At 62.8% G+C, this 508-nt stretch carries 1 pseudogene; it reads right to left on the bottom strand.

From position 1 onward, the window contains the following. Positions 1-87: 87 nt before the first annotated feature. Positions 88-508: pseudogene (locus WFM69_RS19310) on the bottom strand (RCC1 domain-containing protein); the annotation flags it as partial.

Here is a 508-nt window from a genome sequence, read left to right as displayed (position 1 = left end):
GTGAGGACCAGAGCGACCGCGTCGCGCTTGAACTCCTCTGAAAACTTCACCGGCATGACTTCATCCTTCCTGCCCCGATCACTCAGATCAAAGCAGTCCCAGAGTCAACTGAAGCTTCAGCATTCCCGTTTTCCCATCCGAGCCCAGCGCCAACGAATGGAAAAAGCCCGCGGTGACGCTGGTGAACGTCACTCCCGGAGGCATCGTCACCGCTACCGGGACGTTGCTTTTCGTGGTCGTACCGTTACCCAACTGGCCGTAGGTGTTGAGCCCCCACGAATAGGCTGTGCCGTCCGAGGCCAGCGCCAACGACTGGCTTCCGCCCGCACTGACGCTGTCGTAGGGGGCGGCTCCCGCGGGGGCGGGGGCGGGGATGGTGACCTGAGCCCTGATCCACCGTCGCGATTCGGTTGAGCCGCGTTTCGCTTTTCGTTGAGTTGTTTCGGCGGGCGGGCGTGCGTGTTCTGCCAGCCGGGGCTCTGGCTTATCCACGTCGATCTCCGGTTCG

The sequence above is a fragment of the Microbacterium sp. LB12 genome (genome assembly GCF_037150835.1).
GTDB lineage: Bacteria > Actinomycetota > Actinomycetes > Actinomycetales > Microbacteriaceae > Microbacterium.
This window is presented reverse-complemented; position numbering and strand designations above follow the sequence as displayed.